This window comes from Streptomyces fodineus, assembly GCF_001735805.1.
GTDB lineage: Bacteria > Actinomycetota > Actinomycetes > Streptomycetales > Streptomycetaceae > Streptomyces > Streptomyces fodineus.
Genome location: NZ_CP017248.1, coordinates 8,230,994 through 8,254,178, shown reverse-complemented (window position 1 = coordinate 8,254,178; position 23,185 = coordinate 8,230,994). Strand labels below are relative to the sequence as shown.

19 protein-coding genes are annotated in these 23,185 nt (G+C 69.0%); 1 reads left to right on the top strand and 18 read right to left on the bottom strand.

The window, feature by feature from the left end:
• Positions 1 to 53: 53 nt before the first annotated feature.
• The 10 genes from BFF78_RS35790 to BFF78_RS35750 all read right to left on the bottom strand — a co-directional run bounded on the left by BFF78_RS35790 (position 54) and on the right by BFF78_RS35750 (position 9,853).
• A complete protein-coding gene (locus BFF78_RS35790) occupies positions 54 to 1,322 on the bottom strand; it encodes an ATP-grasp domain-containing protein (RefSeq protein ID WP_069782251.1) in 1,269 nt (422 codons plus the stop codon).
• Positions 1,323 to 1,556: 234 nt separating this feature from the next.
• On the bottom strand, positions 1,557 to 3,389 hold the full coding sequence (locus tag BFF78_RS35785; RefSeq protein WP_069782250.1) for an AfsR/SARP family transcriptional regulator: 1,833 nt from the start codon (positions 3,387 to 3,389) through the stop codon (positions 1,557 to 1,559).
• Between the two features lie 110 nt (positions 3,390 to 3,499).
• Positions 3,500 to 4,525: an isopenicillin N synthase family dioxygenase gene (locus BFF78_RS35780; protein ID WP_069782249.1), complete on the bottom strand. Its 1,026-nt coding sequence runs from the start codon at positions 4,523 to 4,525 to the stop codon at positions 3,500 to 3,502.
• Positions 4,522 to 5,211 carry a 7-cyano-7-deazaguanine synthase gene (locus BFF78_RS35775; RefSeq protein ID WP_069782248.1) on the bottom strand — a complete coding sequence of 230 codons (690 nt, stop codon included), beginning with the start codon at positions 5,209 to 5,211 and terminating at the stop codon, positions 4,522 to 4,524. Before BFF78_RS35775 ends, BFF78_RS35780 begins: the two co-directional genes overlap by 4 nt.
• Before the next feature lie 102 nt (positions 5,212 to 5,313).
• A complete protein-coding gene (locus BFF78_RS35770) occupies positions 5,314 to 6,294 on the bottom strand; it encodes an aspartyl/asparaginyl beta-hydroxylase domain-containing protein (RefSeq protein ID WP_069782247.1) in 981 nt (326 codons plus the stop codon).
• On the bottom strand, positions 6,291 to 6,803 hold the full coding sequence (locus BFF78_RS46450) for a hypothetical protein (protein ID WP_159033097.1): 513 nt from the start codon (positions 6,801 to 6,803) through the stop codon (positions 6,291 to 6,293). The genes BFF78_RS35770 and BFF78_RS46450 overlap by 4 nt, the downstream gene beginning before the upstream one ends.
• A 321-nt stretch (positions 6,804 to 7,124) precedes the next feature.
• Complete coding sequence (gene folE / locus BFF78_RS35765; protein WP_069782246.1) at positions 7,125 to 7,715, bottom strand: GTP cyclohydrolase I; 591 nt, start codon at positions 7,713 to 7,715, stop codon at positions 7,125 to 7,127.
• Between the two features lie 37 nt (positions 7,716 to 7,752).
• A complete protein-coding gene (locus tag BFF78_RS35760) occupies positions 7,753 to 8,115 on the bottom strand; it encodes a 6-pyruvoyl trahydropterin synthase family protein (protein WP_069782245.1) in 363 nt (120 codons plus the stop codon).
• A gap of 36 nt (positions 8,116 to 8,151) precedes the next feature.
• On the bottom strand, positions 8,152 to 8,865 hold the full coding sequence (locus BFF78_RS35755) for a 7-carboxy-7-deazaguanine synthase QueE (RefSeq protein WP_069782244.1): 714 nt from the start codon (positions 8,863 to 8,865) through the stop codon (positions 8,152 to 8,154).
• Between the two features lie 13 nt (positions 8,866 to 8,878).
• Entirely contained in the window at positions 8,879 to 9,853 is a 975-nt protein-coding gene (locus BFF78_RS35750; protein ID WP_069782243.1) for a class I SAM-dependent methyltransferase, read from the bottom strand.
• Between the two features lie 229 nt (positions 9,854 to 10,082).
• Between BFF78_RS35750 and BFF78_RS46445 the strand changes: the two genes are divergently transcribed.
• The gene (locus BFF78_RS46445) at positions 10,083 to 10,229 is read left to right on the top strand and encodes a hypothetical protein (protein ID WP_159033096.1); all 147 of its coding nucleotides are present in this window, start codon (positions 10,083 to 10,085) and stop codon (positions 10,227 to 10,229) included.
• A 22-nt stretch (positions 10,230 to 10,251) separates the two neighbouring features.
• On the opposite strand, the gene BFF78_RS35745 is transcribed toward BFF78_RS46445, so the two are convergent.
• The 8 genes from BFF78_RS35745 to BFF78_RS35710 all read right to left on the bottom strand — a co-directional run bounded on the left by BFF78_RS35745 (position 10,252) and on the right by BFF78_RS35710 (position 22,600).
• Positions 10,252 to 13,167 carry an AfsR/SARP family transcriptional regulator gene (locus BFF78_RS35745; RefSeq protein ID WP_069782242.1) on the bottom strand — a complete coding sequence of 972 codons (2,916 nt, stop codon included), beginning with the start codon at positions 13,165 to 13,167 and terminating at the stop codon, positions 10,252 to 10,254.
• A 356-nt stretch (positions 13,168 to 13,523) separates the two neighbouring features.
• A complete protein-coding gene (locus tag BFF78_RS35740; RefSeq protein WP_227025989.1) occupies positions 13,524 to 14,492 on the bottom strand; it encodes a GlxA family transcriptional regulator in 969 nt (322 codons plus the stop codon).
• 859 nt (positions 14,493 to 15,351) lie between these two features.
• A complete protein-coding gene (locus BFF78_RS35735) occupies positions 15,352 to 16,074 on the bottom strand; it encodes a L,D-transpeptidase (RefSeq protein WP_069782241.1) in 723 nt (240 codons plus the stop codon).
• The gene (locus tag BFF78_RS35730; RefSeq protein ID WP_069782240.1) at positions 16,067 to 16,633 is read right to left on the bottom strand and encodes a SigE family RNA polymerase sigma factor; all 567 of its coding nucleotides are present in this window, start codon (positions 16,631 to 16,633) and stop codon (positions 16,067 to 16,069) included. Before BFF78_RS35730 ends, BFF78_RS35735 begins: the two co-directional genes overlap by 8 nt.
• Complete coding sequence (locus BFF78_RS35725) at positions 16,630 to 17,415, bottom strand: L,D-transpeptidase (protein ID WP_069782239.1); 786 nt, start codon at positions 17,413 to 17,415, stop codon at positions 16,630 to 16,632. Before BFF78_RS35725 ends, BFF78_RS35730 begins: the two co-directional genes overlap by 4 nt.
• Positions 17,416 to 17,884: 469 nt before the next feature.
• Positions 17,885 to 18,694 (bottom strand): xanthine dehydrogenase accessory protein XdhC, encoded by an 810-nt coding sequence (gene xdhC / locus BFF78_RS35720; RefSeq protein ID WP_099054991.1) that lies wholly within the window; start codon positions 18,692 to 18,694, stop codon positions 17,885 to 17,887.
• A 1-nt stretch (position 18,695) separates the two neighbouring features.
• Positions 18,696 to 21,140 carry a xanthine dehydrogenase molybdopterin binding subunit gene (gene xdhB / locus BFF78_RS35715; RefSeq protein ID WP_069782237.1) on the bottom strand — a complete coding sequence of 815 codons (2,445 nt, stop codon included), beginning with the start codon at positions 21,138 to 21,140 and terminating at the stop codon, positions 18,696 to 18,698.
• On the bottom strand, positions 21,137 to 22,600 hold the full coding sequence (locus tag BFF78_RS35710) for a xanthine dehydrogenase small subunit (protein ID WP_069782236.1): 1,464 nt from the start codon (positions 22,598 to 22,600) through the stop codon (positions 21,137 to 21,139). Before BFF78_RS35710 ends, xdhB begins: the two co-directional genes overlap by 4 nt.
• Positions 22,601 to 23,185: the final 585 nt, after the last annotated feature.

Genomic DNA, 23,185 nt, shown 5'->3' with positions numbered 1-23,185 from the left:
CCACGTCGGTGGTCAGGTGGATCGCCAGAGGCGTTGTGTGTCGTGGCGTGTGCTCAGTCCTGCTCTTCGTACTCGACATGCAGCGTCCGGGCGAGGTGGTCGAGGTACGCCTCGGCCTCGGCATCCGACGCGTGGTGGGAGAGCACGATCGCCGGGTTTCCGGACCAGTCCGGATAGGGGCGCAGCACTGCGCCGGGGCCCGCGATCTGCACCACGTAGTCCACCTGCGGGTCGGTACGCACCGCGTCCAAGCCCCTTATCTGCCTGACCCGTCCGCCGCTGCCGATCGGCACCAGATAGACCGCCGCGTGACCGGCCGGTGCCGGCTCCTGACGCCAGCAGAGCGGCTCCCGGCCGAGGTGGATGCGCAGCGCCTCGGCGGCCAGGTCGATCCCGCTGCTGACGTGGGCGAGGTGGTGCATATTGCCCCCGCCCCCGAGGCGCGCGGCCATCTCCAGCAGCACCGGCCGCACCCCGCCGACCAGCCGCAGTTCGGTATGCGTGGTGCCCTCCGTGACGCCGAAGGCGTGGTGGGCACCGATCACCTCCGTCTCGATCGCAGCGAGTATCTCGGCGGGTAGCTGGGCAGGGGCCCGCAACGTGGTCTCCTCGAAGTAGGGCCCCGTCATTTCACCCTTCCAGCTGACGGCACAGACCCGTACCTGCCCGTGGTACACGAGGGATTCTGCGGAGATCTCCGGCCCGTCGAGGTACTCCTCGACCAACACACCGGCGTCTGAGTCCGACCCGTCGGCGGCACCCAGGTGGGCTTCCACGAGCTTCCAGGTGCAGGCCACGGCCTGCTCAAGGCTGTCCCTGTCATCCGCACGGACCACAGCGAAGCTGGAGTGGCCGTTCGCCGGCTTGACCACGACCGGGAACCGCAAGGTCAGCGCGTCGGTCCAGCTGTCCGGGTCCTTGATGACCACGAAGCCGGGCACGCCCAGACCCGCCTCCAGCAGACGTTGGCGCATGCGCCGCTTGTCACGCACCACGACCGCCGCCTCCTCGGTCAGCCCGGTGAGGCCCAACTCCCGAGCGGCGCGCGCCACGAACGGAATGACCCTTTCGTTGCCCGCCATGATGCCGCCGAAGGGCTCTCGCCGATAGCGGTCGGCGAGCGCGGACAACGCACCGTCCGGGTTTCCTTCGATGTCCAATGGCAGCAGTTCGACCACCGACTTGGCCCGCCCGGCGGACCCCGGTGTGTCGTCCCCCCTGGGGACGAGAATCAGGTCGATACCGGCACGCTCGGCGGCATCGAACACCCAGGGGAACACGGACAATTGGCCGACGAGGACGAGCTTCGGGCGCTGTGGCATGACGCTTCTCCAAGGTTCGGTTGCTTGGGCGGGTTCGGGCAAGGCCCGCCGGCCGGTAGGGTCCTGCGTGAGGTCATCCCGGCGATCACGGAGCCGCGGAACGCACCGGTGGCGTAGGTCTCCATGGTTCGTGTGAAGTCCTCGAACTGCACCGGGGTGTGGCCCGGCACGCTGGTCGGCCCGCGGAAGGGGTCACGCTCCCCAAGCCTTTGCGGACGCCTGGACCCGTGACCGTCAGGCGGAGCACATGACCGGCGCGTTGCTCTGCCGCCCCGCGAGCGGGCGCACCCCGGGCTCCCACTCGTAGGAGAACCGGCCGTTCACGCACGGGTGTCGCGCGCGCAGCAGGTAGCTCTCCGACAGTTCCTCCAGCAGGTCCTCGGCCCGCTGGTCGTTGATCCCCAGGGCCGCGGCGGCAAGCGCCGGCGTGAGCCGGTCGGGGACGCCGGGAGACAACAGCGCATACGCCAGGGACCGCGACTCGGCGGGCAGCGTCGCGAGCGTCCGGTCGAATCCGGCCCGCACGCCCAGCGGATCGCTGTCGGCGCCTCCGGACTCGAGGATCCAGGCAGTGGCCTGCCGGGCCGTCCAGTGCGGGCGGCGGCGCAACTGCGAAGCGACCGCGAAGAGCGCGCCCGGCAGACCCCGGCACAACCCGGCCAGCCGTCGCAGCCCCTCCGGGTCCATGGTGATCCGGTGGCTCGGCACGGAGGATGCCAGCAGGTGCAGACAATCGCCGAAAGGCAGTCCGGCCAGTTCGACGTGGACCGCCGACGAGGACACGAACAGCCGCCGTCGGCTGCCGATCACCACGCCGCAGCCGACGCCGGACGGCAGCAGCGGCGTCAAGTCTCCTACGTCGCACACGTCGTCGAGCACCACCAGCACGCGCATGTCGGCGGTCCAGGTACGGAACAGCAGGCTCAGGTCGGTCGTGCCCAGTCGCAACTGCTCCTCCGTCGCGCCGAGTCCACGCAGGAAGGAGCGGAGGATCTCGGCGGCCCGCACCCGCCGGCCGGCGCCGTCACGGAGACGCGCGTAGAGCCGTCCATCCGGGTAGTGACCGCTCACCTGATGCGCGGCGTGCAGGCACAGCTCGCTCTTCCCCGTACCGGGAGCGCCCCCCACGATCACGAGCGGCCGGTCCGCCCGCGCCCGGCCGGCCAGCACCGCGGTGAGGCGCGCCAGTTGCCCGGCACGTCCGGTCAGACGCTCGCGCGGGGCGGGCAGATGGCAGGGCGCCCGAGTGGTGGCGGTCACGGCCGTGAGCCGCCCGGCGGGGCGCAGCAGCGCCTCGTCCGACGTGAGCACGGCCGTGTGCAGGGCCTGGAGTTCGGGTGAAGGGTCGAGACCCAGCTCTGTCGCGATCCGCACGCGTGCCCGCTGGTAGACCTGGAGCGCCTCCGCCCGCCGGTCCATGCGGTAGAGAGCCGTCATCAGATTGCGTTGGGCCCACTCGTTCGTGGGTTCCCGCCCGGCCATCGAGGTGAGTTCGCCGAGCACCTCGTGGTGCCGGCCGAGGTGCAGGTCGGCTTCGATCCGCAGGTGGTGTGCGCTGGTACGCAACTCCTTCAGGCGGACCGCCTCGGCCTGCAGCATGGGCCCCTTGCGCACGTCCACCAGCGCATCGTCGCGCCACAGCTGCAGCGCCGCGGCGGCCGTGTCACGGGCCCCCGCGAAGTCCTCGTCACGGAACTGCCCACGGGCACGAGCGAGCAGCGGCTCGCACCGGAAGACGTCCACGTGGTCGGCGGGCAGCGACAGCTGGTAGCCGCCGTCGACCGTGCCCAGCAGCGGGCCGGTCGCCCGTGCCGCGCCGCCGCTCCTCGGGTTGCCGAGGGAGAACCGCTTCCTGAGCTGGTACACATAAGTCTGCAGAGCGGTGTGCGCACTGGTCGGCGGGTCGGCGTCCCACAGCTCGTCCATGAGTTGTTCGAAGCGCACCACCCGGCCCGCGTTCAGCACGAGCAGTGCCAGTGTCTGACGTACTTTTTGAGCGGCCGGTGCCAGGTCGACGCGGTGATCGTCCCCGTAGGCCTGAAGCGGCCCGAGAAGGTTGATTCTCATGAAATTCGCCCTGCCTCATGTTCGTTCGGTCCCCGTCGGACCGGCCGGCGGCGCCACCGCCAGGCCCGACCACTCGGGCCGGCGGTGAGGATGTGCTCGGCCGCCCGGTGTCAGGAACTCCTGGACCCGGCTACCGCGGCCAGGGTCGGGTGGTGTCGGGCAACGATGTCGGGGAAGGAGCGGATCAGCCCCTTCATGACGTTGTCGCCGTAGAGGGCGAACAACGGGTTGTCGGCGACGTCGACGACTCCGCCGGCGCTCTCGACATAGGGGCTGGGCAGTGGCTGCATCGTGGCGTCCAGCCGAGGGTTGTAGAAGAAGGGAATGGAGTAGCGGTTGACGCCCGGGGCGGGCCGGACCACCCGGTGCAGGGTGGCACGCACGTAGCCCCTCGTCGCCACCTCCAGCAGCTCTCCCAGGTTGACCACGAACGCCCCCGGGATCACCGGCACGTCGGCGAACTGGTCGTCCTCGACCGCGACCTGGAGGCCGCCGTTGCCGTCCTGGACGAGCAGGGTGAGCAGCCCGAGGTCGTTGTGAATGCCGGTCCCCTGTCCCTCGCCCGCGTCCTCGCCCGCCTGCGCGGGACCGGGGTAGTGCAGGAGTTTGAGGTGGATCTGCGGATCCGGATCGACCACATCGTCCAGGAATCCGGCGGGGGCGTCGAGCGACTCGAGCAGCAGCCGCAGCAGTCGATGTGACAGATCGGTCAGCCGGGTGATCCATGACTCGACGGCCGGGCGCAGCTCGGGCATCGACGCGGGCCACTGGTTCCGGCCGATCAGGCACCGGTAGGCGGGATCACCGGGTTCGGGCTGCCGCTCGGGCTGCTCCGGCCCGATGTCCAGCTGCTGGCGCTGGTCGGGCACCCCCCGGGTGTGTTCGCGGCCGAGTTCGGAGTAGCCGCGGAACAGCGGCGAGTCGAGGATGTTCAGCGCGAGCCGATCGGCCTCGGGCAGGGCGAAGAACCGACGGGTGAGCTCGAGCATGTCGTCGGCGTCCTCGACGCCGTGGCCGACGAGCTGGAAGAAGCCGACCTCGTGCACGGCCTTGCGCAATCGGTGCAGGAACTCTGCCCGGGCTTCTTCCGGGCCTGCGGCATCACGGAGGTCGAGCACCGGAAAGGTGTCGGTCATGGCAGCTCCTTCGATTCGCTGGTCTGGTAGTGCGTCGGGTCGGTCACACCGGCGTCCCGGAACGCTTCCTGCCGCTCCCTGCAGGCGGCGCACCGTCCGCACTGCAGCACGTCGCCACGAAAGCAGCTCCAGGTCTCGGTCCAGGGGACGCGGAGCTCCTCACCGAGCGACACCACGTCGCTTTTGCGCAGTCTGGCCAGCGGCGCTGTCAGAGTCAGGTCAGGGTGCGCGTATCCGCGGGTCGCGATCCGCTCCATGGCGAGGAAGGAATCGATGAACGCGGAATTGCTGTCGGGCGCGGCCTGCAGGTCGTCGACCACCCCGATGGCCACCGCTTCCGCCCTCTCGGCGACGGCGACCGCGAAGGCGACGGACAGCAGAAGGGCATTGCGGTTGGGTACGACGTTCGGGCTCTCGCCGGAGGACCCGATCTCGTGGTCCGGCACGTCGACGGTCGGGTCGGTGAGCGAGGAGCCGCTCAGGAGCTTGCCGACGGGGCTGAGATCGACGACGTCGTGCGGCACCCCGAGCGATCGAGCCGCCTTCGCGGCGAACTCGTGCTCGACAAGATGGCGCTGGCCGTAGTTGACGGACAGCAGGTGGAGTGTGTGTCCTCGCGCCTGGAGGTGGTGGGCCATGGTGACCGAGTCCAGGCCGCCGGACACGATTGCGACAGTTTTCGGCATGCGTCGCCTTCCGGCAGACGGAAATGGATGGAGGGTCAGTGCTCAAGGATCAGGGCAGCTGTGGGCTGTACAGCGAAACAGCGGCGGACGTGCGGGCGTCCCTCACGGTGCCGGCGTGCCCGGGACAAGCAGCCGGGTCGATCGGTTGCCCTTGCGGTAGGTCAGTTCGACTTCGGGCCGCGGACCGTCCAGCCTCGTGGTGACGGTTCGCTCCTCACTCCACCCGACCAAGCGGTACTCGTGTCCGCCGAGGGCCACCAGCGGGAAGAGGTGGTCCTGGGGCGACCGAATGGCAAGGCCCGTGCCGGTGTCGACGATGCTGAAGGTGGCTTGCGGCTGCGGGCCGGTGAGCGACCCGAACACCTCCACCTCCAGCAGGTGCGCCGGCGCGTCGAACGAACACCGTGCGGCTTCCCGCTCCGCGTCGGTCAGGGCCACGGCCGGCCGGTTGTAGAGCACATCCGAGCCGTTGAAGTAGCCGGCCCAGTCATCCGGGAACAGTTGTGCGATCTCCGGTGTGACGAGCACGTCCACGACGAGATGGACCCGATGCTCGGGACCGAGGTTCTGGATCTGGTGCATGCGGCTGAAGTCACCGAACCAGAACTCACCGGGCTGCCACTGATGGGTCACTCCGTCAAGCACCAGCGAGGCTTTCTCGTGGGTGATGACCGGGATGTGCAGCCGGGCCATACCCCAGTCCGGGGCGAACCTGGGGTCGCAGTGGGGGTATCCGACGGTGTCGGGCCCGAGATCCATGAATCGGGCCGCGTAGAGGGGTCCGGGTATCTGGCGCAGGACCTCCCGCACGTACGGCATGTGGTCCAGCCATTCGGTGTCGGCGAACTCCGCACAGCCAGGGCCCCCTGGGTCGGTACGTGTCTTGTCACCACCGGGGCTGCGCACCGACAGGCAGCGCCAGTCCTGCTCGGCCCACCTGGACACTCGCCCGTTCTCGTACGAGCTCTGCTCATCCCACAGGTGGTCGCGGGCGGTCATGAGGTCGGCCACCAGCCGGTCGGCGTCCAGTGCGGGGCACAGGCGAGCCGCTTCCGCAGGCGTCGAAGAGTCATGTGCGTTCATCGTTGTCCTTTCATGTCGACCGGACCGGATTCGCAGGTGTGCCGAGGGGAGCGGGCGCGGTTCGTAGCTCTCCGATGCGGATGCAGCCAACAGCTGTCACGATCGTCTGCACGGCGAGCAAGTGGCCCCGGTGCGGAGGCGGTCGATGCACCGGAGGATGTGTCGATGGCGAAGTCAGCGGGGACGACGCTCGTGGCCCGACGCTGGATCTCGCTGGCGCGCCCAGCCGGTTCGGACGCGCCGACTGCGACGAACAGCGCCGAGAACGTGGCCCCGATCGCGGCACCGGCGAGCGGGCAGACGGCGAGAGCAGCACGTAGAGGCCAGACCCTGGCCATCGCGACCACAGCCGTTCCGGCAAGGAATGCCGCGGGCAGCCACGGCGTCGCGACCCTCCTGCGGATCGCCGGCGGGCCGGCGACCGTCGCGGCGCCGAGGAAGACGACGATCGGCAGGTGCGCCAACTCCGCTGGAACCAGGCCCGTCATGTCGGCGGGATAACCGGCCACGCAGCCCCCAAGCACAGGACCCCCGTCGGCCGCGATCGACCAGCCGGCCCCGCAGCGGCCCGGAGATTGCGCTCGTGAGCAGCGTCACGCCCGTCCCGGGCGCCGCGCCGGACGCGGAGTACTCGGGCGACGCGAGCAGGAGGACGGCGATCGAGAACATCGTGGCGGGGTCCTTCGGCAGCAGTGAGACCGCGACGGTCCCGCGGGCACCTGGCAGGGCCATGAGTTCGCGACAGCCCTGCAACGCTCCCGAGCCGTGCGATCCCGTCGCCGCACCACCTGGATCGCTCACTGCTTTCGCTTTCGGAGTCGGATGGCTCGTCACGCCCGGAGCAGGTCGAACAGCTCGGCCCGGAGCCCGGAGTCCGTGCTGAACTCCCCGCGATATGCGGTCGACGTCATCTGCGCGGCAGCCTTGATACCGCGCATCGACATGCAAAGGTGCTCGCCCTTCGCTATGACGGCGACGTCCGGGGTGCCGCTCAGGGTGCTGATCTCAAGCGCGATCTGGTCCACGAGGCGCTCCTGGACCTGCAGCCTGTGCGCGTACTGATGGGCGACCCTGGCAAACTTCGACAGGCCGAGCAGTTGCCCCGTCGGGCGGTATGCGATCGTCACGGAGCAGTTGAACGGCAGGAGGTGATGCTCGCACAGCGACCAGACCTGAATGTCCGAGACGACTACGAGCTGGCTCGTGCCGATGGACTCGAAAAGCGTGCCCAGCGAACCAGGGTCGTAGTTGATGAACTCTCGCCACCAGCGAGCGAACCGTTCGGGTGTGTCGCGCAGTCCGTCGCGATTCGGGTCCTCGCCGATCTCCTCCAGCAGTTGGCGGGCGAGCTCGACCAGCCGGTCCTCGGCCGTCGCCGGCACCGACTGCTCTCCGTCGAGGTTCACTTCTGTCACCGACATGCGGCCACCTCTCGTCTCATACGTGGGAGTCGCGGATTCAAGGCCGGTACTCGGCCCAGGTCTTGGGCGTCTCGGAGACGCGCACACAGGTCAACTCGAAAAACTCCTTCGACCATGTCCGGTAGATCCAGGCAGCCATGTTCTCGGCCGTCGGGTTGTCGTCCATCACGTCGTTCAGATGCCGATGATCAAGGTAATTGTCGAGCCAGTTCTTGAACGCGGAAAGATCTCCGTAGTCTCGAACGAAACCTACGGGCGACAGATCCGCCTCATCGGCTCCGAGCTCCAACTCGACGATGTAGTTGTGCCCGTGCATTCGGGCACACTGATGGTCGGGAGCAAGACCGGCGAGCCGATGACTGGCCGAGAATTCAAATTTCTTCGTGATTCGAAACGGCATCGATCCGAGTTCCCTTCTCCTTGCGCGCTTCGTTGCTCACACGCCGCGCTTGTCGTCCCACAACAAGGTGTGAAGTCTGGTCGTCAGGTTCCAGCCGCGTTCCACCACGGCGTCGGCCAACTCACCCATGTGTTTGGTGACATCGTCGGCGGAACGCCCGATCGGCATGATCCATACCGAGGACAGGTCGAAGGTGGCGACCAGCTGGGCCACTTCGTCGAGGTCGCGGGTGCTCTGGCAGACGAACTTGAACGTGCTTCCCGGCAGCGCCGAGAGACTGGTGAGTGCGTCAGGGACGATCCTGCGCCGCAGGGCGTCGCCCGAGTGCGACAGCTTCGGCGAGACGTTGAACCTGACGCCGGCGGCGATGAGTTCGGGGTGCGCGGCGTGCGTCCCGTTGGTCTCGATCTCGATCTCTTTACCGCGTTCGGTCAGTGCCGCCACCAGAGGTATCAGTCGCTCTTGCTGACCCAGGGGCTCACCGCCGGAGATCACGATCAGGTCGGTGTCGAATCCCAGCAATTCTGCGACGACGTCTTCGACCGGGCGGCGGTGCAGCTCCTTGCGCGGATCGTGGGCGACCCCGCTCTCCCCGGCTCCGGTCCAGTCCCACGTGTATGGCGTATCGCACCACGAGCACGACAGGTTGCACCCGCCGAGTCGCAGGAACGCGCACCTGCGTCCCAGGGACCGACCCTCACCCTGGACGGTCGGACCGAAGATTTCGTTGACTACGAGATCCTGCTCCATGGAGCACCGTTTCCTATGAGGGGGACGGCTCGACGGCCGCCGGCTTCTGCGCCTGCACTATGAACCAATGCCGACTCAGCCGGACGCCCTGATCGACGGTCACCGCGGCGACATATCGGTCGAACGCCTCCTTGTCCGCCGCCGGATCGTAGTTGTCGACGATCGGCACCTGCTGGAGAAAAGTGTCCAGATCGCCCGCCGAGTGGTAGAACTCCTCGAAGTGGAACGTCTGGTTTCTTGTCACAACGAGGCCCGCATCGGACAGTTCTTGAGCAATTCCCTCCGACAAGGGCCTGCTGTTCCAGCTGTCGAAGTTCTGGCCGCGACCGAACGTTTCTTTCAGCTCGCGTGCGTCCTGCTCCCCGATCCCCATGTACACCACGGCCCCGCCGGGGCGGAGCACCCGCTCGAACTCGTGGGCGATCAGCGGACCGCGGCGGGAAGTGACCACAGCAACGTACCCGTCGGGCAGCCCTGTGCGGGCGGCATCGCACAGCTCGAACGTGACGTGCTCCAGGCCTGATTCCGCTCGAAACCGCTCGGCGCATTCCAGCATCGACGGCGACAGATCAATCCCGATTACGGCGCCGTACGCACGAGAGATGCGCAACAAACTACGCCCGTCGGCGCAGCCGACATCCAGCAGTCGGGCGTGCGGTGCTCCCAGTGCGGTCACCAGTTCATCGAAGACGGCGTCCGGGCGGCCGTCGGCGAATACGTCGGTGCTCCGCGCATCGCTGAAGTAGCCGCCGAACCGCTCGGCCACCCGGGAGTAGAACTCCGCGTCCATCGTCATCGCCCGTGCACCTTCCCTTGAGCCACGATCAGTGAGGGGCTGGAGCGCACGCACCGGTTCCTTCGTCTTCCGTGGGAACTCCTCGACAAGGTCTACCGCTGCCATCGCGGGGGTCTTTGTGCTGCGCTGCGATTCGGTTTCCGGGACGCCGAACGCGGCGGGCGTCACCGCGTCCCGGGTCACTACGGTCATTCGGACCACTCCTTGAGGGCCGTCCTTCCGAAGGGGTGCCGAGGTCGGCAGGACCAATCTCCGGTGTCGCCCTATCGGCCCGGCATCACGGCGCATCCACGGCGGGACGGGGCCGGGATAGGGCGGTGATAGCGCGAGCATGCGGCCGCGATGGGCACCTGGTTCACGCTGGTTTCAGCAACGCCCCGGACGGATTGCCGAAACGGGTTGCGGAGAGAGGAGAACCGAGATGGCAATCAAGAAGTTGCCGGCTGCCGCGGGAGCCGTCGTCGTGCTGGTCCTGTGCGCTGGAGGAAATCGGCACAGCGTGGAGCAGGGCCCGGTCGCCATGACGCCGGCCGACGAAACATCCGTCGACAACACGCCGTGGACGTGACGGACCGGCATGCCTCCTGGTATCAGCCGACCGACGCCATCGGCCTGCCCAGGATGGCAACGATGTCAGCCCGTACGGCAGCGGCCCCGCTGTGGTCCAGGATCCGGTCCCGGATCCTGGCCGATTGCGAGTAGTACTGGACGGCCTGTTCCACGCGACGCAGGTGGGCATTGACCCGGCCGAGGTCGTGCAGCACATACCCCTCTCCGACGAGGTCGCCGCTCGCCCCGACCATGGCGAGGACCTCAAGCAGGGTCCGTTCCGCCGCCTCGTACCGCTGCTGGTACATCAGCATGTGGCCCAACCGCCGCAAGGTGAGGGCTTGGCCCCGGTCGAAGCCGACTGACCGGCAGATCCCGAGAGCCTCGTCGAGATACGAACGGGTTCGCGCGAAGTCCGCTCGCCGCATCGTGATGTGTGCCATCTCGCCCAGCACGTACGCCCGCCCGATGACGTCCTGCGCCCGCACGAAGTTTCGCTCGGCGCTCTCGTAGAGGGCCAGCGCCCGATCGTCGTCACCATGGTGCCGCTCGATGCGCGCCAGGTCACGCAGGCACAGTGCTTGGCCACTCAGCTCCCCAACCCGCTCGAAGATCTCCAACGCGGTGCTGAGGTAAGGGCCTGCTGCCTCATGCTCGCCCCGGTGCAGGTGCAAGGTCCCCAAGGAGCCGAGTACCGCCGCCTGGCCCCGTTCGTTGCCGGCCTCCTGTACCGCGGTCAGCGCTATCTTATGTGTGCGCGCCCAGAGCTCGGGATAGCCACGGGCCTCGAAGAGCGTCACCAGCGTCGTGGCCAGCTCCCAGCACAACTCGTCCATCCCGGACCGGGCCGCCAACTCGACCGCGTTCAACAGGTTGGTCTGTTCGCTCTCCAGCCACCCGAGCGGGTCGCGGAGGCACCGCCGGACATGGTCCTCCGGCGGATGCCACCGTTCGGCCCGGCCCGCCACGATGGTGTACGCACCGCCGTAGATCTCTTTGTGCGCCCTCTCCGCGAGCGCCATCCAGCCACCGACCATACGCCGCGCCGCTCCGGCACGTTCTGACTCGGGAATCTCCGCGGGGAGCCGTTCGTGCACGAACGTCCGTACGATCTGCGACAGTCCGCACCGGAACTCCCCGCCCTGATCCATGGCGGTGATGTCGAGGAACCGCATGTCGATGAGCGGTTCCAACAGGTCAGCGGGGTGCGGGGTGCGGTCGTCGATGAGGGCGGCACCCAGCCAGCTGGGAATCTCCGTCCCTTCGGCCAGGCTCATCAGACACAACAGGCGACGGTCGGCCGCCGCCAAGCCGTCGTAGCTGAGCGAAAGACTTGCCCGGATTGACAGCTCGCCGTATGCCAGCTCGTCCAACCGGCGGTGCTCGTTCTGAAGCCGGAGCCACATGGAAGTCAGTGACCAGTGCGGGCGCGCCGCCAGGCGCGCGCCGATAATGCGCAGTGCGAGGGGGAGCCCGCCCACCATGCGTACGAGGCCCCGCGCTGCTTCCCGCTCGTTCTCCACACGGTGCTGTCCAATGATCCGCCCCAGCAGATGGGTGGCCTGTTCCGGGCTCAGCGGCTGCAAGTCGAACCGGCGTGCGCCCGGCAACGCCGTGAGCTGGGCGCGGCTGGTGACCAGCACGCCGCTGCTGCCGGTTCCGGGCAGCAGGGGCATCACCTGCGACTCGCTCACCACGTCGTCCAGCAACACCAGGATCCGGCGATCGGCCAGCAGACTGCGGTACATCTCCGCGCGCTCATCAAGCGCATCGGGTATGGCCTGGCCTGGTACGCCCAGCGCTCGGAGGAAGCGACCCAATGCCTGGGCGGGGCCCACCGGTTGTCCGTCCCGCCCTCGGAGGTCGCAGTAGAGCTGTCCGTCCGGGAAGTACTCGGTTGCGAGCCGGTGCGCCACGTGCCTGGCCAACGTGCTTTTGCCGACACCAGGTCCACCAAGCACCAGGACCACGTGCAGTTGCCCTTTTTCCTGTCCTTCGGTGACGGCGTCGCAGACCTCTGAAACGATCGCGCCGTCGGCCACGAAGTCGCCTATGTCGGCGGGAAGTTGCCTAGGGGTTACGACCGGTTCGGGATCGGCACTGCGCTCTTGCACCGCCTCAGAGAGCGGCATCGCGACGAGAGAACGTGCTTCGGCCGGTTCGGCCAGTGCCAGGTCGGCGTCGTCGGTCAGGATTGCTTGCGCCAGGTCGCGTAATTCCCTCCCCGGGTCCAGGCCCAGCTCTTCGGTGAGCATCGCGCGGCCCTGGTGGTAGGCATCCAGCGCCTCCGCCTGCCGGCCCGAGCGGTACAGCGCCACCATCAGGTGCCCCCGCAGCCGCTCGCGCAGCGGGTGGTGGGCGACAAGCTGCTGCAGTTCGCCGACCATGTGCTCGTGACGGCCCAGCTCCAGTTCCAGCCGCATGCAGGTCTCCACCGCTTCCAGGCGGATCTCGTCCCACCGCGCTGCCGTACCGGCCAGGACTTCGCTGGGTGCACCGGCCAGGCACCGGCCCCGCCACAGGCCTAACGCCAGGCGGAGCATGTCCACCGCAGGCGCCTTCTGACCATCACGAGCCAGGGCATGCGCCTCCGTTACCAGGCGACGGAAGGTGCCGATGTCGGTCGCATCCTCCGGCGCCCTCAGGATGTACCCCCGGGCACGGGTCTCGATGGTGGCGTCAATCCCCCCGTCCGACAGCGCTTTGCGGAGCCGGGAGACGCAGATCTGCACCTGGGTGCGTGCGGTCTTCGGCGGATCGTGAGCCCAGATGACATCCACCAGATAGGTCGTCTCCACCACCCGGTTCAGTTCGAGCACCAGAGCACCGAGAACGATCTCCTGTCGCCCCGGTGCCACGTACACGGCCCCCAGCTCGCCGCTCACCTCAAGCGGCCCGAGCACCCGGAGAGGAGCCGCCTGCACGCCGCTGCCTTTGTAGCCTGACGAGACTGCCATGCACATCCTGTTTCTTCGGTATCAGCCAGGCCATGTGGTCCGGCTTGCAAAACCTGGGCGGAACTCATGCCGAAGTGGCTACTCAGCCGTAACCGTGAGCCAAAGGATGCTGTCCCAGTCGTTGCGTTCTGGTGCAGGGAGGGCTCTGTCGGCGTGTATATCGCGTCGTTGACCCAGTAGGCGCACTCCATGTGCTGGTCGTGCCGGCTCTGGCCGTTGAAGTGCAGTCCCACCACCAGGTCGGTGTCCGGGTCAGTGAAGTCTTCGATGCTCGACGACCCACTGCCTGAAGGTATCCAGGCATGCATGCCGGTGGCACTCGGGACTCTCACCGCGACGGCGAGGCAGGCGCTCCTTCACCATGCGCTGGAGAAGTGACGGCGATACTGGCCTGGTGTGACGCCCAGGGTTTGCTTGAAGCGGCGGTGCAGGGTCTCGGCGGAGCCGAAGCCGCAGACCCGGGCGATCGCCTCGACGGTGGTGTCCGTCGTCTCCAGCAGAGCCCGGGCCGCCTCGACGCGGACGGTCTCCACATAGGCGGCCGGGGTGCGGCCGGTCTCGGCGCGGAAGACACGAGTGAAGTTGCGCTCGCTCATACCGGCCCGTTCGGCGAGCACCCGGACGGTCAGGTCGTCGGCGAGGTGGTCGGCGACCCATGCCTGAACGTCCCGCAACGGCTTACGGGTGGGCCGCTGCGCGGCGAGCTGGGTGCTGAACTGGGCCTGCCCGCCGGGGCGTTGGACGAACATCACCAGCGTCCGCGCGACGGCCCGGGAGACCTCGGGACCGTGGTCCTCCTCGACCATGGCGAGCGCCAGGTCCATCCCCGCCGTGATTCCCGCGGAGGTCCACACCGCCCCGTCGTGCACGAAGATCTGGTCCGGGGCGACCGTGACGTCCGGGTGTTCGCGGGCCAGCCGCTCGCAGCACGCCCAGTGCGTCACCGCGCGCCGTCCGTCGAGCAGCCCGGCCCGCGCGAGCAGGAACGCGCCCGTGCACACGGAGGCGACCCGCCTGGCCCGCCCGGCCGCCGCCTTGAGCCACCGGACGAGTTCTTCGTCGTCCGCCGCCTCCCGATCGCCCGGTCCACCGACGACCACCAGCGTGTCCAGCGGTCCCTCGCACTGCTGGATGCCTCTGCCGGCGACGACATCGATCCCGTGCCAGGCCCGTACCGCTCCGGGCCGGTCCGCGACGATCTCAACGTCGTAGCCTTCACCCTCGGGCACCCACCGATCCGCCTGCCCGAACACCTCATACGGTCCCGTCAGATCCAGTACCTGGAACTGCGGATAGATGAGGAAGACGACGCGCCGCTGTGTCACCTGTTCATCCTGTCCCGCCGCGCCATCTGGCAACAAGGACACGAACATGACGATCTCCGCCATACGGTTGGCTCTTCTTTCAGAAAGACGGTAGAGACGCCCGGCCGGCAGATCCGCCGCAGCGGCGCGGCCCGTGAGGCGTGCACGGCACAGGTGAAAGCGTTCGCGTCGAGGCCGCGGTCGGTGAGCACGAGCTTGTCCTGCCGCAGGTGGCCGGCCAGTTGCAAGGCGGCCACTCCACGCTCGTGCCGGTCACCGTCGAAGGCGTCCCACACCTGGGTGCGGCGGCGAGGCGGCACCTGAGGATCGCGGGCCAGGCGGCGAACGCAGACACGGCGCCGCCTGGCCCGGCACGGGCACCGGCACCCGGCCTCGGATATCGGAGAGACCTCTCGCAGGGCGGCCCTGTCGCGGTGTGAGTTCTTTCTCCGGGTCAGGTGGACCCCGCGCAGCGTGATGTCAGTGTGCTGGGAAGCCGCCTTCAGGACCTCGAAGCCCTGCTCCGGACGCAGGCCGCCGACCGAGTGTGAGGGAGGGCCGTCCGCAGTGCCACGATGGACTGCTCCAGGCGCCTGGCCATCCCGTGGCAGGCCCCCAGATGGCGCGCCGACACCCTTGGGGGCGGCGAAGGCGGACGGACCCGCCAGTGCGGCGGACGCCGCGGGCACGGCCGTGGCGGGGACGAGGGCCCGGTGAAAGCCGGTTCCCGCGCCGTTCCGTCCGGGCTTGCGGTGCCGGCGCCGGCCACCCGGATGGGAGGTGTTCCCGGGTGTCTCGGCGGCTGTTTCGGTCATCGGGATCGGGCACTTTCAGGAATGGGGGCCTTGGGTGAAGGAAAGTCGATCGCGCCGGCTCGGCGTCAGTGGTCGCCGGTGACCGGCCGGCGGTCGTAGCACACGGAGTCCGGGTCCGCGCTCGCGGCCTGCCGGCCCTTGATCTCCACTCGCGCGCCGGGCTTGATGGCGTCGTACACCCATTTGCCGGCTTCGGGTGCCAGGGCGATGGAGCCGAAGCCGGCGTCGTCGCCGATGCTGTTGAGACCGGCGGAGGGGTCCAGCGCCCACATCAGGAGCCGTTGGTGGTGACGGCGGTCGGTGAAGGTGACGACCCACTGCCTGACGTCCACATACTTGCTCAGCTTGGTGTACTTGTTGGGGGGCATTGTCAGGGTGGGGTACTTGGCGGTGACGGTGACCGACGTTTCGCCGAGCGGGCAGTTCTCCTGCGGCCCGCTGATGGGGAACCTCCTGCCCGCCATGGTCAGTGCGTGGGCGTCCAGGTCGATCGTCACCCGCTGCACGGGCGCCGGGGACGGGGCCGGTGTGGGGGTGTGGGACACGGACGCCGCAGGGGGTGCGGCCGCCTTGGTGGTGGAGCCGAGGGCGCCGGAGGTGACGGCGGTGAGGGTCGCCGCCGCCAGCGCCGTGGTGACGAGACCAACGCGCTGGCCGCGGCGCCGGCGTTGCGCCCGGCCCCTCGCCTCTGCCCCCGTGGCCGGTGCCGTGCCCTGCGCGGCCAGGCCACGGAGCCGGGCCGACAGCTCCGTCTCGGTGAGCAGACGCGGTGGTGGCTGGTCAGACACAGGCTTCCTCCGTGGAGTTGGTTTCCTCGCTCACCAGGTGAGCGGCGAGTGCCGTACGGCCGCGTGACAGACGTGCCTTGATGGTGCCGACGGCCGCACCGGTCTCGGCGGCTATCTGTTCCACGCTCAGATCGCACAGGTGATGCAGCACGATCGCGGTCCGCTGGGCCTCCGGCAGGAGCCGCAGAGCGGCGACCAACGCCACATGATCCGGGCCCGGTTCGGGTGCCGGCCGCGGCGCGGATACCCCCCGGACCAGCTCCCACCAGCGGCGCGCCCGCCGCCAGCGGCTCATCGCCAGACGGTGTGCCACCGTACGGATCCACGCCTCGGGATCCCGGTCGCCGCTCAGGACGGACGCACGCCGTTCCCAGGCGCGTGCGAACGCCTCCTGGACCACGTCCTGGGCTTCGGCGTAGTCGCCCGTCAGGGCATACAGCTGGCCGACCAGACGCGGGCAGGCAGCCATGTAGAAGAGGTCGAACTCGTCTTCGGTCACCTTGTCGTGCTCTCTTCTCACGGCGCGGGGTGTGGGGTGGGCCGGTACGACGGCGGTCATGCGGTCGTGGTGGCGCCGGCCTCGCTGTGCGCGAGCCACTGCTTCCAGGTCAGGTTCCAGTCGCCGTAGCCGTTGCCGGCGGCGACGGTGTCCTTGTCCGCCCCGGTGACCGTGACGACGTCGCCGACCCCTGCCTGGTCGTAGAAGCGCTGGGCGGTGCCGTTGGAGGCGAGGCCGACACAGCCGTGGGTGACGTTGCGGTGTCCGGCCTCGGTGTCCGCGCGCGGGTTCTGGTGCACGTACGTCCCCGACGCCGTCAGGTGCACGGCCCAGTAGTAGTAGCCGTGGTAGGCGTCGCCGAGGCCCACGGTGCGGGAGTCCATGAGCACCTTGGGCTGTTTGTCCATGACGACCATCGTCCCGTTCCAGGTGTCCGTCCCCGGCGCCCCGGTGGTGACCGGGATGCGCCGCGTCGTACCGCCGGTGCGGACGGTCATCATGTGGGTCCTGGCGTCGACCGTGGCGAGAAGGGACCGGCCGATGGTGAAGTGCCGGGCGCCGTGCGAGCCGACCCGGAGAGTGACCCGGGTGCCGGACTGCCAGTAGGTGGTGCTGGGGCGGAAGTCGACACGCTGCCCGTCCAGGAGACTGCTGTCCTGCACCCAGCTCCACGCCCCCCTCGTGCCCGACGAGGTCTGTACGCGCAGCCAGCTCTCCACACCCTCGCGCTCGGCAGCGGGAACCGGCCGGGAGAAGGTGACGGATATCGGCATGCCCACACCGACCGTCTGCCCGTCGGATATGTTCACCCGCGCCTGTGCGAGCACGGCGGGCTCCGGCACCGACGGATCCGGGCGTGCGCCGGACGCCTTGCCCGCGCCGTCGTCGCCCCGCCCGCGGCTCTTTCGGCCGGCGCGCCGGAGGCCCGGGCATCCGGCGGGCCGGGGGCCACCCTGACGCCGGTACCCGCGTCCGCGGCACAGCCGACGGCCGAGAACAGGGCCGCACAGGCCACGACGACAGCGCCGAAACGGCCGGCGGTCCGACCGGCCGAATGGTCCAAGTACATGTAATCCCCCGGGTGAGGTGCGGTATCGCCTCTCATACGCACGGCCTCGGAGGCAGGTTGCATCGGAGCGGAAACCTTTTGCCGGGCAGCCGGCCGCGGCAGGTGCACAAGGTGCTCGCGCAGGGCTTGCGCGAGTGGCCGCCTCTCTTTGCCTCCTACGAGAAGAGGCGCCCGACCGGGCTTGTCCGTCAGGCGCCTTCCGCTGGGCGCACTCGGGGGTGCGCCCGGTCTGCACGGTGAGGTCAGTTCTTCTCGGTTTCGAAGGTGCGCAGCAAATCGGCGGCGACGCTCAGGGCGATGGTCGCGGGTTCCTTGCCGGTGATGTCGGCCAGCCCGATCGGAGTCTTGATCCGGTCGATGGTGGCCTCGTCGTGACCGCCCTCGGTGGCCAGGCGTTTGCGGAACCGCGCCCACTTGGCCGCCGACCCGATCAGCCCGATGGAGCCGAGATGGGTGGTGCGCAAGGCGGCGTCGCACAGAGCGGCGTCCTCGGCATGATCATGGGTCATGATCAGGATGTGGGTGCCGCGCGGCAACTCCTCCAGCACCTCCTCGGGCAGCAGCGGCGTGTGATGCACGTGCACCTGCGCCACCGCGTCGGCCAGCACGCCGAGCCGCTTCTCGGTGAGGACGTCGGAGCGCGTGTCGATCAGATGGAGGTCGAGGTCCTGGCGTGCCAGGATGCGGGCCAGTTCCAGTCCGACGTGCCCGACGCCGAAGATCGCCACCGCCCGTACCACCGGCAGCGGTTCGAGCAACACCGAGACCGTACCGCCGCAGCACTGCACGCCGTGCTGGTTGGTCACCTTGTCGTTCAGGGCGAAATCGATCAGTTCCGGCTCCGGCTTGGACACGGCGATCATCTCCCGGGCCCGATCGATCGCGACGGCCTCGACATTGCCGCCACCGATCGAGCCCCACGTCTCGGTCTGCCCCACGACGAGTTTCGCACCGGCGTCGCGCGGGGCGTGGCCGCGCACGGTCGCGACGGTCACCAGCACGCCGGACTCCCGGCGTGCCCGCAACCGTGCGACCGCGGCGACCCATGTCATGTCAGGCACCGTGCAGCGCTTTTGCGTCGGCGCGGACCTTGCCGCCCGCCGTGTGCCCGTTTCCGGTGTGGCCGTCGGCCGGCGCGTTGCGGGCGTGACCGGTCCGGGAGGCGTCGCCCTGGCGAGCCTCCTGGATCGCCCAGTACACCGCCTCCGGCGTCGCGGGCGAGGCCAGATCGACGCTGACCCCGCTCGGCCCGAACGCGGCGGCGGCCTGCCGCAACGCCTCGCGCACCGAGAACGCCAGCATCAGCGGAGGCTCGCCCACCGCCTTGGAGCCGTACACCGCGCCCTCCTCGGTGGCGTTCTGAAGCAGCGTGACGTTGAACTCCTCGGGCATCTCCGAGAAGCTCGGCAGCTTGTAGGTGCTCGCGGCCTGGGTCAGCAGCCGGCCGCGGTGCGGCCCGTCACCGGTGTCCCAGCGCAGGTCCTCCAGTGTCAGCCAGCCCGCGCCCTGCACGAAACCGCCCTCGATCTGACCGATGTCGATCATCGGGGAGAGGCTGTCGCCGACGTCGTGCACGATGTCCACCCGCCGGATGCGGTACGCGCCGGTGAACCCGTCGACCTCTACCTCGGTTGCGGCGGCGCCGTGGGCGAAGTACTTGAACGGCGAGCCCCTGAACGTCTTCGCGTCCCAGTGCAGACCCTCGGTCCGGTAGAAACCGGCCGCCGACAGCTGGACCCGCTGGAAGTACGCGGTGCGCACCAGGTCGTCCCAGGCCAGCTCCTTGTCGCTGCCGAGGGCGCGCGCGACGCCCTCGACGATGCGCACGTCCGAGGCGTTCGCACCCAGCTGGGTGGCGGCCACCTGCAGCAGCCGCTCGCGCAACTGCTCGCAGGCGTTCTTCACCGCCCCACCGTTGAGATCCGCCCCGGAACTGGCCGCGGTCGCCGAGGTGTTGGGCACCTTGTCGGTGCGGGTGGGGGCCAGCCGGACCTTGTGCAGCGGGATGCCCAGCGTGGTCGCGGCCACCTGCAGCATCTTGGTGTGCAGTCCCTGGCCCATCTCGGTGCCGCCGTGGTTGATCAGGACGGAGCCGTCCTTGTAGATCAGCACCAGCGCGCCGCCCTGGTTGAAGGCGGTGAGGTTGAACGAGATGCCGAACTTGATGCCGGTGATCGCAAGGGCCCGCTTGGTGTTCGGGTGCGCGGCGTTGAAGGCGGCGATCTCGCGCTTGCGATCGGCGATGCCGGCGTCGTCCTGGACCTGCTGCCAGACGGTGGAGATCCGTTCGGGCTGCGTGACCGGCTGTCCGTACGGCGTCGTCTGGCCCTGGCCCGGCTGGTAGAAGTTACGTTCCCGCAACTCCATGGGATCCAGGCCGAGAAGCGGCGCGCAGCGGCCCAGGATGTCCTCGATCACCAGCATGCCCTGCGGTCCGCCGAAGCCGCGGAAGGCGGTGTTGGAGACCGTGTTGGTCTTGGCGATGCGACCGGCGACGCGTGCGTTGGGAATCCAGTAGGTGTTGTCGATGTGGCAGAGCGCTCGGGCCAGCACCGGCTCGGAGAGGTCCAGGCTCCAGCCGCCGTCCGCGGTCAAGGTGGCGTCCAGGGCCTGGATGCGGCCGTCCGCGTCGAAGCCGATCTTCCAGGTGGCGTGGAACCCGTGCCGCTTACCGGACATGGTCAGGTCCTGAGTCCGGTTGAGCCGGAACCGGACCGGCCGGCCGGTCAGCTTGGCGCCGAGCGCGGCGACGGCCGCGAACCCGTGCGGCTGCATCTCCTTGCCGCCGAAGCCGCCCCCCATCCGCAGGCACTGCACGGTCACCTCGTGGCTGGGCAGGCCGAGCACGTGCGCGACGATTTCCTGGGTCTCCGACGGGTGCTGGGTGCTGCTCTGGATGAACACCTGCCCGTTCTCGTCGATCTGGGCCAGCGCCGCGTGCGTCTCGAGGTAGAAGTGCTCCTGACCGGAGAACTGGAACTCGCCGGTGAACACGTGTGCGGAGTCGGCGAAGCCGGCGTCGGCGTCGCCGGCCAGCATCACGGGCTGGGCGCCGTGATAACTGCCCGCCGCGATCGCGTCCTGCAGCGTGACCAGGGAGGGCAGCTCGTCGATTTCCACCTCGACGGCCGCGGCACCGAGCCGGGCTGCCTCGAGGGTCTCGCCGAGCACCCAGGCGACCGCGTGGCCGTAGAACATGACCTCGTCGGGGAACAGCGGTTCGTCGTGCTTCATCCCGGCGTCGTTGACGCCGGGCACGTCGGCACCGGTCAGCACACGGACCACGCCGGGCACGGCGAGCGCGGGCCCGGTGCGCAGCGCGGTGATCCGGCCATGGGCCTTCATGACCTGGACCGGGTAGGCGTGCAGCACGTCCTTGGTGCGTTGGACCAGGTCGTCGGTGTAGAGCGCGGTGCCGGTGACGTGCAGGTTGGCGCTCTCGTGCGGCAGCGGGACGCCGACGACGGGCTTTTCGGGGCGCTCGGACAAATGGCTCATGACGACACCGCCTCGGTGGTCTGCGCGTACAGCTTCAGCAGGCTCTGGCCAAGCATCGCGGAGCGGTAGCCGGCACTGGCACGGTGATCGTTCATCGGCGTGCCCTGGGCCTGCAGCACCTGGGCCGCGGCCTCGACGGTCTCCGCCGCCCACGGCTTGCCCTCCAGGGCCGCCTCGGTGGCGAGGGCTCGGATCGGGGTGGCGGCCACGCCGCCCAGACCGATGCGTGCCTTGCGGACGACCCCGTCCTCGATGTCGAGCGCGAAGGCGACCGCCACGCTGGAGATGTCGTCGAAGCGCCGCTTGGCGATCTTGTGAAAGGCCGCGACCCGCGACAGCGGCAGCGGGATGCGCACCGCGCGGATCAGCTCGCCGGGCCTGCGCACGCTCTGCCGGTAGCCGGTGAAGTAGTCCGCGAGCGGGACCTCGCGCTCACCGTCGGCGTCGGCGAGCACCACCGACGCCTCCAGCGCGAGGAGCACGGGCGGGCTGTCACCGATGGGGGAACCGGTACCCAGGTTGCCGCCGAAGGTCGCGCTGTTGCGGATGAGCCGGGATGCGAACTGCGGGAACAGCTGTGCCAGCAGCGGGACATCGCCGTCGAGGCGGCGCTCGATCTCGGTGAGCGTCAGCGCCGCCCCGATCTCGATGTGGTCCGATTCGACTCGCAGTTCCCGCAGTTCGGGCAGCCGGTCGATGGCGACCACGCAATCAGCCCGGCGGGAACGGATGTTCACCTCGACACCCCAGTCGGTGGAGCCGGCGACCACCACCGCGTCGGGCCGCTCACGCAGCAACCGCAGCGTCTCCGCCAGGGTGCTCTTGCGCAGGAATGCCCCGTCGTCCCGGGTGTATTCGGTGGCCACCGGTGCGGGCGGGGACTGCTCGCGGCGCCGCGCCAGCGGGTCCTCATCGGTGGGCATACCGACGGCGAACGCGGCATCGCGGATCGGGCGGTATCCGGTGCAGCGGCACAGGTTTCCGCTCAGCGCGTGCAGATCGAAACCGTTCGGGCCGTGTTCGGCGTCGGTGCTGTCGGCCTGGTCGGCGTGCGCGCAGCGGTTCGGCCGGTAGTACTCGGCAGCCATGCTGCAGACGAACCCCGGTGTGCAGTAACCGCATTGGGAGCCGCCACGGACCGCCATCTCCTCCTGCACCGGGTGCAGGGTGGGCGGCGTGCCGGGTTCGCCGGCGGTGGCGAGACCTTCGGAGGTGATGATCTCCTGACCGTCGAGCGCCGCGACCGGGACCAGGCAAGCGTTGACCGCCACCCAGTCGGTGGGCTTGTTCACGCCGGGGCGGGCCACCAGGACCGAACAGGCACCGCATTCACCCTCGGCGCAGCCCTCCTTGGTGCCGGTCAGGCCACGCTCGCGCAGAAAGTCCAGCGCCGTGGTGTGGGGCGCAGCCGGTGAGATCGGTGTTTCTGTCCCGTTGACCGTGATCCGCGCCGCTACCATGACGGGCCTTCAATCCGGTATGTGATCGGTCGATTCATCATGTTCGCCAATTCCAGGCAGCTTTCTGTGTTCAGACGCGCCACGTGAGAGAAGCGGGCGCAAAACGGCACGCAACAGCGACGTGCCGGAAGGTGGTGGCGGGAAAACCCGAATGTGCCATGGACGGGCACATCAGAACGGCGTGCTCAGCAGCCGTGCGCGATCCGACCCGGAACCCAGACCGTGCTCTGGGCGAGGCGACCAAGATCAGAGCTGGTGTACATCCGCTGGTCGCCTCCTTTCGGTAGTTATGGATCGGCTACCGCAAGCTAGTGGCTGAGGCCACGGAGGTCAAGAGGTCGGCCTCACGGGCGGGTTCGAGTACCGTCTCCCAGCCCTCTCCCAGTCCTCGTCGAGATGCGCTCGGCGCGTGGCTCCCTTCCGAAACGGCCCATGCCCTCCGCCCGGGGAACTCGGCGCCGTCTCGTCCGTGGCCGGTGTGTGGGGAACGCCCCGGAGGGGAGCGACAGGAAGGGGAGCATGTCCGGGGGCACGGAGCGCGCCCGGCGGCGCCCGTCCCAGGCCGTTGTCAGAGGCGTCTGGCAG